General features: G+C 74.2%; 6 protein-coding genes. 2 read left to right on the top strand and 4 right to left on the bottom strand.

All coding sequences use genetic code 11. From position 1 onward, the window contains the following. From FNX44_RS21850 to FNX44_RS21835, 4 genes are all read right to left on the bottom strand, one after another. A partial coding sequence (locus tag FNX44_RS21850; RefSeq protein ID WP_143650436.1) for an Acg family FMN-binding oxidoreductase occupies positions 1-987 on the bottom strand: 987 nt, incomplete at its 3' end. 371 nt (positions 988-1,358) lie between these two features. Then, entirely contained in the window at positions 1,359-2,057 is a 699-nt protein-coding gene (locus FNX44_RS21845) for a response regulator (RefSeq protein WP_143650434.1), read from the bottom strand. Positions 2,058-2,180: 123 nt separating this feature from the next. Next, positions 2,181-2,870, bottom strand: a complete 690-nt coding sequence (locus FNX44_RS21840; RefSeq protein WP_143650432.1) for a CBS domain-containing protein — start codon at positions 2,868-2,870, stop codon at positions 2,181-2,183. After that, positions 2,870-3,346, bottom strand: a complete 477-nt coding sequence (locus FNX44_RS21835) for a cyclic nucleotide-binding domain-containing protein (protein WP_323369572.1) — start codon at positions 3,344-3,346, stop codon at positions 2,870-2,872. The genes FNX44_RS21840 and FNX44_RS21835 overlap by 1 nt, the downstream gene beginning before the upstream one ends. 197 nt (positions 3,347-3,543) lie before the next feature. On the opposite strand from FNX44_RS21835, the gene FNX44_RS21830 reads away from it, so the two are divergent. Both FNX44_RS21830 and FNX44_RS21825 read left to right on the top strand, forming a co-directional pair. Continuing rightward, the gene (locus FNX44_RS21830; RefSeq protein WP_143650430.1) at positions 3,544-4,290 is read left to right on the top strand and encodes an HAD family hydrolase; all 747 of its coding nucleotides are present in this window, start codon (positions 3,544-3,546) and stop codon (positions 4,288-4,290) included. Continuing rightward, positions 4,287-6,841, top strand: a 2,555-nt coding sequence (locus FNX44_RS21825; RefSeq protein WP_143650428.1) for a glycoside hydrolase family 65 protein, incomplete at its 3' end; no start/stop codon positions are given. The genes FNX44_RS21830 and FNX44_RS21825, both read left to right, overlap by 4 nt.

Below are 6,841 nucleotides of genomic sequence, written 5' to 3'. Positions count from 1 at the left end.
GGTGTGCAGGCCGCAGGCGCGCGCGAGTTCGGCGCGCAGGTCCGGCCATTCGATCGGCTGGTAGAGCATCGACGTCCGCACCGAGTGGGCGGTGGCGGTCAGCAGCAGGCGTTCCAGGGCCTGTCCCGCGCGCAGCCAGTCCGCCCGGCGGTCGCCCGGGGTGGCGAGGACGGCGAGGGTGGGCCGGCGTTCGAAAGCGGCGTCGGGCGGGCGTCCGCCCGGGCCGGGGTCGGAGAAGGCCCGCATCGGCAGCCGTTCGGCGCTGTCCTGGGGCCCGAGCGCGGAGAAGGGGACGCCGTCCCGGCCGGGGGTGACGCCGGGCGCGTCGGCCCGTACCCACGACCGGCTCTCGGTGCGCCGCCCGGCGGACGCCTCGTTGCGGCTCTCGGCCTCGGCGGTGATGGCGAGCAGTCGGTCGACGGCCTCGGGGCCGGGGAAGTAGGCGACGGCACCCTCGGCGCGGGCCGCCGCGACGAGTTCGACGAGCAGTTCGGGCGGGAGCGGGCGGCCGGAGAACGGCATCCGGCTGCTGTGCCGCCGCCACAGCGCGGCGTACAGCTCGGCGGGTTCGGCGGGTTCGGCGGCCGTGTCCGCGGACGGTTGTCCGGGTGCGGCGAGGCTGACCCGGGCGAGCAGGTCCGGGTGGGCCAGCGGGTCCGGCAGCAGCCGCACGCGCGGCTCGAAGCCGGCGTCCCGGGCGGCCAGCCGCAGGTTGAACAGCGCGGCGCCGACGGAGACGTGCAGCGCGCGGCGCCTGGGGTCGGCGTGCGGCAGTGAGCGTTCGGGCGCCGACCGCACCTCTACGGTGGTGGTGTCCGGGTCGAGCCGGTAGCGCCACGGCTGGGTGTTGTGGATGGACGGCGCGGCGACGGCGGCCGAGATCAGCCGTTCGAGGACGGCGCCGGTCACCATCGGGGCGCCGGGGGCGGCCGACGTCCGGGCGGGAGTCGCCCGGGGGGTGTGCTTCGGCGTGGTGTCCGGTGTCATGACCTCGTTCCTCTCCCGGTGGTGCGTTCGGTCGGCGGTGCCGCTGACGGCGTTTGTCGTCGGCCGCTGTCTCCACCGTGCGTCCGCCGGGCCGGCGCCGGGAGAGGCCGTCGGGGTGTCGCGTCCGGGCCGACGGTCCCGGTGGGCCGGGACCGTCGGCCGGGCCGCTCTTCGGAAGCGCACGGCAGGCTGAACACGCGGTCGGCCGGGCGGGCGTTTCCGGTACGGACGAAACGCGGTACGGACGAAACACGAAACGCGGTACGGACGAAACGCGGTACGACGACGGCCCGACCGCCGGGGGTCGGGCCGTCGTTCCGGGCGCCGCCGGTCGGTTCCGTGGGGGCACGGTCGCCGCCGGCGGTGCCGGTCTACCGGGGGCCGTCGGGGGAGCCGGCGCCCGGCAGCTTGGTGGCGATCACCGCGGCCTGCACCCGGCGTTCGACGCCGAGCTTGGCCAGCAGTCGCGAGATGTTGTTCTTGACGGTCTTCTCCGAGAGATAGAGCCGCTGCCCGATCTGCCGGTTGGTCAAACCCTCCCCGATCAGGGCAAGGATCTCCTTCTCGCGCGGGGTGAGGCCGGCGAGCGCGTCCTCCTCCGGCTCCGGTTCGGCGCGCTGGCCGCGCAGGCTGCTCATCAGCCGGGCGGTGGTGGCGGGATCGAGCATCGACTGGCCCGAGGCGACGGTCCGCACCGCCGACACCAGGTCGGACCCCTTGATCTGCTTGAGCACGTATCCGGCCGCGCCGGCGAGGATCGCGTCGAGCAGCGCGTCGTCGTCGTCGAAGGACGTGAGCATCAGGCAGGCGAGTTCGGGCATCCGGGAGCGCAGCTCGCGGCAGACGGAGATGCCGTCGCCGTCGGGCAACCGGACGTCCAGCAGGGCGACGTCGGGGCGCAGCGCGGGGCCGCGCGCGACGGCCTGTTCGGCGGTGCCCGCCTCACCGACGACGGTGATGTCCGGTTCGGCGTCCAGCAGGTCGTGCACGCCCCGGCGGACGACCTCGTGGTCGTCGAGGAGGAACACCCGGATCGGCTCCTCGCGGGGAGTGCCGGTCGTGTCGGTCATCTGGACACCTCTGGCGGTGGGGATACGGACGTGTGTCTCCATGGTGGTGGTAGGTCGACGCACCGCGCCAGGGCCGTATGGCCCATGGCGCGGTGTCGAACGGCCCCGCTTCTCCCGGCGACGTCAGTACAGCGACTCGGTGCCGGGGCGCCCGGCGTTGGCCGGGACCGACCCGTTGTCCAGGTCGAAGCCGACGTCGACGACGCCTTCCACGGCCCGGGTCATGCGGGCGACGACCGGCACGAGGGAGGTGTCGCGCAGCGTCCCGGTGAAGGTGACGACGCCGTCCGCGACCTTCGGGTGCAGGGTGGGCGGGCGGTTCGGGAAGAGCGGTTCGACGACCTGCCGGCCGACCTCCTCGGCGATCTCGTCGTCCGTGCGCAGGAACACCTTCAGCAGGTCGCCGCGGCTGACGACGCCGGCCAGCCGGCCCTCGGCGTCCACCACGGGCAGCCGCTTGACGCGCTTGCGGGCCATGGCCCGGGCGGCGTGCGCGAGTGTCGCGTCCGAGCGGACGGAGACGGCCGGTGTGGACATCACGTCGCGGGCGGTGGTGCCCGACGCCTTGGCCAGTTCGTCCAGGTGCCGGTACTGGTCGATCATCAGCGGGTCGCGCTCGCGGTACTCCTCCTTGCGGAGCAGGTCCGCCTCGGATACGACGCCGACCACCCGGCCGTCGCCCTCCAGCACCGGCAGCGCGCTGACGTTCCACTCCCGCATGGTCTGCACGATCTGCTTGAACGGGGCGTCGGGGCCGACCGCGACGACGGTCTGCGTCATCACGTCCCCGACGGTCATCGGCGAGCTCTTCATCAGGTCTCCTCGGACGAGTCGGACAGGGCGGCGAGGCCCTGGGGGCCGTAGAGGTCGAGCAGTCGCGTGCGGGAGCGGTGCAGCCGCTGGGCGACGGTCCTGGCGACGAACAGTGCGAGCGAACGCCCGAGCTCGGCGTCCCGCCGGCACATCTCGCGCACCTCGGCGCCGTCGAACTCCAGGGCGCGGACCGGGCCGACGGCGCGGGCGCCGAAGTGCCACACGTGCGGGGCGATCAGCCAGGACCAGCCGAGCAGGTCGCCGGAGTGCAGCTCGTCGACGACGGCGTGCGGCCGGGTGGGGACGCGTACGTCCAGTTGGACGGTGCCGGAGCTCAGCAGCCAGAACCGGTCCGCCCGCTGCCCCTCCTCGAAGATGCGGGCGCCCGCGGGGAACACGACCTCGCGGGCGTGCGCCACAAGCCGCTCCCGGCTCTCGGGGGGCAGCGCGTCCAGCAGTCTCGGATGGGTGAGCACGATGCCTCCTCAAGTGTCCCCGCCCCCCTCGGCGGGAGGCCGTCCACACCCTCATCGTGCGGCGGCGCGGAACACCGCCGGCAGGGGCCACAGGTCCCGGTGTCGGGCCGTTCGGCCCCGATCGGCGCGGGACCAACGAGCGGCTGCGGGGGCAGGTGTCCGCCGCTAGCGTGAACGGAAGGCCTAGGAGGTGCACGATGGCGGACGGTCCGACGCACGGACTGCGGGCGGTGGTCTTCGACACGGACGGGGTGCTGACGGACTCCGCGTCCCTGCACGCGGCGGCGTGGCGGGAGGCGTTCGACCCCGTGCTGACGGCCGCCGGCCAGCCGCCGTTCGACGCCGACGGCGAGTACCGCCGCTGGGTCGACGGACGCTCCCGTCTCGACGGCGCCGCCGCCCTCCTCACCGCCCGCGACCTGCGGCTTCCCGACGGCGCGCCGGACGACCCGCCGGGCGTGGGCAGTGTCCGCGCGGTCGCGGCGGCCAAGGAGGCCGCGTTCACCCGACTGCTGCGCGAGCGCGGCGCCCCGGCCTGGCCGGACGCGGTGCGGCTGCTGCGAGCGCTGGACGCCTCCGGGGTGCCCAGGGCGGCCGTCTCCGCCTCCCGGCACGCCGGGGAGCTGCTGGCCGCCGCCGGGTTGCGGGAGCTGTTCGACGTGCTGCTGGACGGCGGTGAGGCGGCCCGGCTGGGGCTGCCCGGCAAGCCGGACCCGGCGCTGTTCCTCGCGGCCGCCGCCCGGCTGGGCGTACCGGCCGGCGAGTGTGCGCTGGTCGAGGACGCGGTCGCCGGGGTGGCCGCCGGGCGACGCGGTGGCTTCGGCCTTGTCGTGGGCGTCGACCGGACGCCCGACGGCGTCACCGAGCTGGCCGAACACGGAGCCGACGTCGTCGTCCGCGACCTCACCGACCTGTGGCCCGCGACGTCGGAGGCACGCCGATGAACTCCCTCGACGACCGCGACCACTGGGTCGGCCTCCTCCACCCGGACGGCCGCGAGGACCACGGAAGCCCGCACACCGGCTGGTGCTGGGTCTACAAGGGCTACGACCCGGCCGAGGAGCCCCTGCGGGAGGCGCTGTGCACGCTCGGCAACGGCCGCTTCGCCACCCGTGGCGCCCTCCCGGAGGCCGCCCCGCACGCCGAGCACCACTACCCGGGCACCTACGCCGCCGGTCTCTACAACCGTCTGACCTCGCACGTCGCCGGCCGCGACGTGGAGAACGAGGACATGGTCAACCTCCCCGACTGGCTCCCCCTGCGCTTCCGCCCGCTGGGCGAGGGCGGCGTCGACGACACCGTGGGCGAGGGCGGCGCCGACGACGCCGTGGGCGAGGACCGCGGCGACTGGCCGTGGATGAGCCCCGACACCTGCGAGGTGTCCGACTACCGCCAGACCCTCGACCTGCGCGCCGGGACCCTGCTGCGGGAGATGCTGCTACGCGACCGCCGGGGCCGGGCGGTGCGCGTCTACCAGACCCGGTTCGTCCACATGGGCGACCCGCAGTACGCCGCGCTGCGGACGGAGTTCCGCGCCGAGGGGTGGAGCGGCACGCTGGAGGTCGAGTCCGCGATCGAGGGCGACGTCACCAACAGCGGCGTCGCCCGCTACCGGGCGCTCGACGGCCGTCACCTGACGGACCACCGCGCCGGCCACACCGACGACGGGCTGCTCTGGCTGACCTGCCGCACCCGCCACTCCGACGTGCACGTCGCCGTCGCCGCCCGCACGACGGTCATCGCCCCCGAGGGCACCGGCCCCGACTACCGAGTCGGGGACCGGGACGTCGCCCAGACGGTACGCCTCGACCTCGCCGACGGCGTCCCCGTCGCCGTCGAGAAGACCGTCACCCTGCACACCACCCACGACCCGGCCATCAGCGACCCCCTCGACGCCTGTCTGCACGGACTGCGCACCGCGCCCGTACTCGACGACCTCCTCGTCGACCACCACACCGCCTGGGAGCGGCTGTGGCAGCGCGCCGAACTGCACGTCCCCGGGCTGGCGGGCTGCATCCTGCGGCTGCACCTCTTCCACGTGCTCCAGACGCTCTCCCCGCACACCGCGTCCCTCGACGTCGGCGTGCCCGCCCGGGGCCTGCACGGCGAGGCGTACCGGGGCCACGTCTTCTGGGACGAGATCTTTGTCCTCCCCTATCTGAACCTGCACTTCCCCGAGGTGTCGCGGTCCCTGCTGATGTACCGGTACCGGCGGCTGGGGCGCGCCGTGGAGTCCGCCGCAGAGGCCGGGCGCCGAGGCGCGATGTTCCCGTGGCAGAGCGGCAGCGACGGCCGCGAGGAGACCCAGACCCTGCACCTCAACCCGCGTTCCGGCCGCTGGCTTCCCGACTTCTCCCGGCTCCAGCACCACGTCGGTTCGGCCATCGCCTACAACGTGTGGCGGTACGGCCGCACCACCGGCGACCTGTCCTTCCTGCACGGCCCCGGCGCCGAGATGGTGCTCCAGGTCGCCCGGTTCTGGGGCGACTTCGCCCAGTGGGACGCCGACCGGTCCGCCTACCGGCTGCGCGGCGTCGTCGGCCCCGACGAGTACCACGAGGCGTACCCGGACTCCGACCGCCCCGGCATCGACGACAACGCGTACACCAACGTGACCGCCGCCTGGGTGCTCTCCTTCGCCCTGGAGCTCCACCGCGAACTCCCCGAACCCCGCCGGGGCGAACTCGCCGACCAGCTCGCCCTGTCCCCCGAGGAGTTGGAACGTTGGGAGGACGTCTCCCGACGGCTGTACGTCCCCTGGTACCGGGGCGTCATCGACCAGTTCGAGGGCTACGGCCGACTCGCCGAACTCGACTGGGAGGGCTACCGCGAGAAGTACGGCGACATCCGACGCCTGGACCGGCTCCTGGAAGCCGAGGGCGACAGCGTCAACAACTACCAGGCGTCCAAACAGGCCGACGTCCTCATGCTCGGCTACCTCTTCCCGCCCGACCAGCTCGCCGCGCTCTTCGAACGCCTCGGCCACCACCTCGACCCCGGCACCTGGCGCCGCACCGTCGACCACTACCTCGCCCGCACCAGCGGCGGCTCCACCCTCAGCAGCCTCGTCCACGCCTGGGTCACCGCCCGCACCCACCGCGCCCAGGCCTGGCGCTTCTCCCGGGAAGCCCTGATCGGCGACGTCGCCGACATCCAGGGCGGCACCACCCCCGAGGGCATCCACCTCGGCGCGATGGCCGGCACCCTCGACCTCGTCCAACGCGGCCTCACCGGACTGGAGGCCACCGACCAGGTACTCCGCCTCGACCCGGCGCCGCTGCCGTTCCTCTCCCACTTCGACCTGTCGATCACGTTCCGCGGCCACTGGGGAGTGCGGCTGAGCCTCGAGGGCGGACGGCTGCGGGTCACCGTCCCGCACCTCTACAACTACCTCGTCCCCAGCTCCTTCGCCGTCGAGGTGGCCTGGGCGGTCGGCGCGCAGGGGCCGAGCACGGTGGTGTCCACGGGCTGCACCTCGGGGATCGACTCGGTCGG

Origin of the sequence: Streptomyces alkaliterrae (assembly GCF_007097205.2) — a bacterium.
In the GTDB taxonomy this organism is placed as follows: domain Bacteria; phylum Actinomycetota; class Actinomycetes; order Streptomycetales; family Streptomycetaceae; genus Streptomyces; species Streptomyces alkaliterrae.
This window is presented reverse-complemented; position numbering and strand designations above follow the sequence as displayed.

Coding starts and splice junctions, on each gene's coding strand:
- FNX44_RS21830 (WP_143650430.1), top strand. CDS start 3,544: ATGGCGGACGGTCCGACGCACGGACTGCGGGCGGTGGTCTTCGACACG.
- FNX44_RS21845 (WP_143650434.1), bottom strand. CDS start 2,057: ATGACCGACACGACCGGCACTCCCCGCGAGGAGCCGATCCGGGTGTTC.
- FNX44_RS21840 (WP_143650432.1), bottom strand. CDS start 2,870: ATGAAGAGCTCGCCGATGACCGTCGGGGACGTGATGACGCAGACCGTC.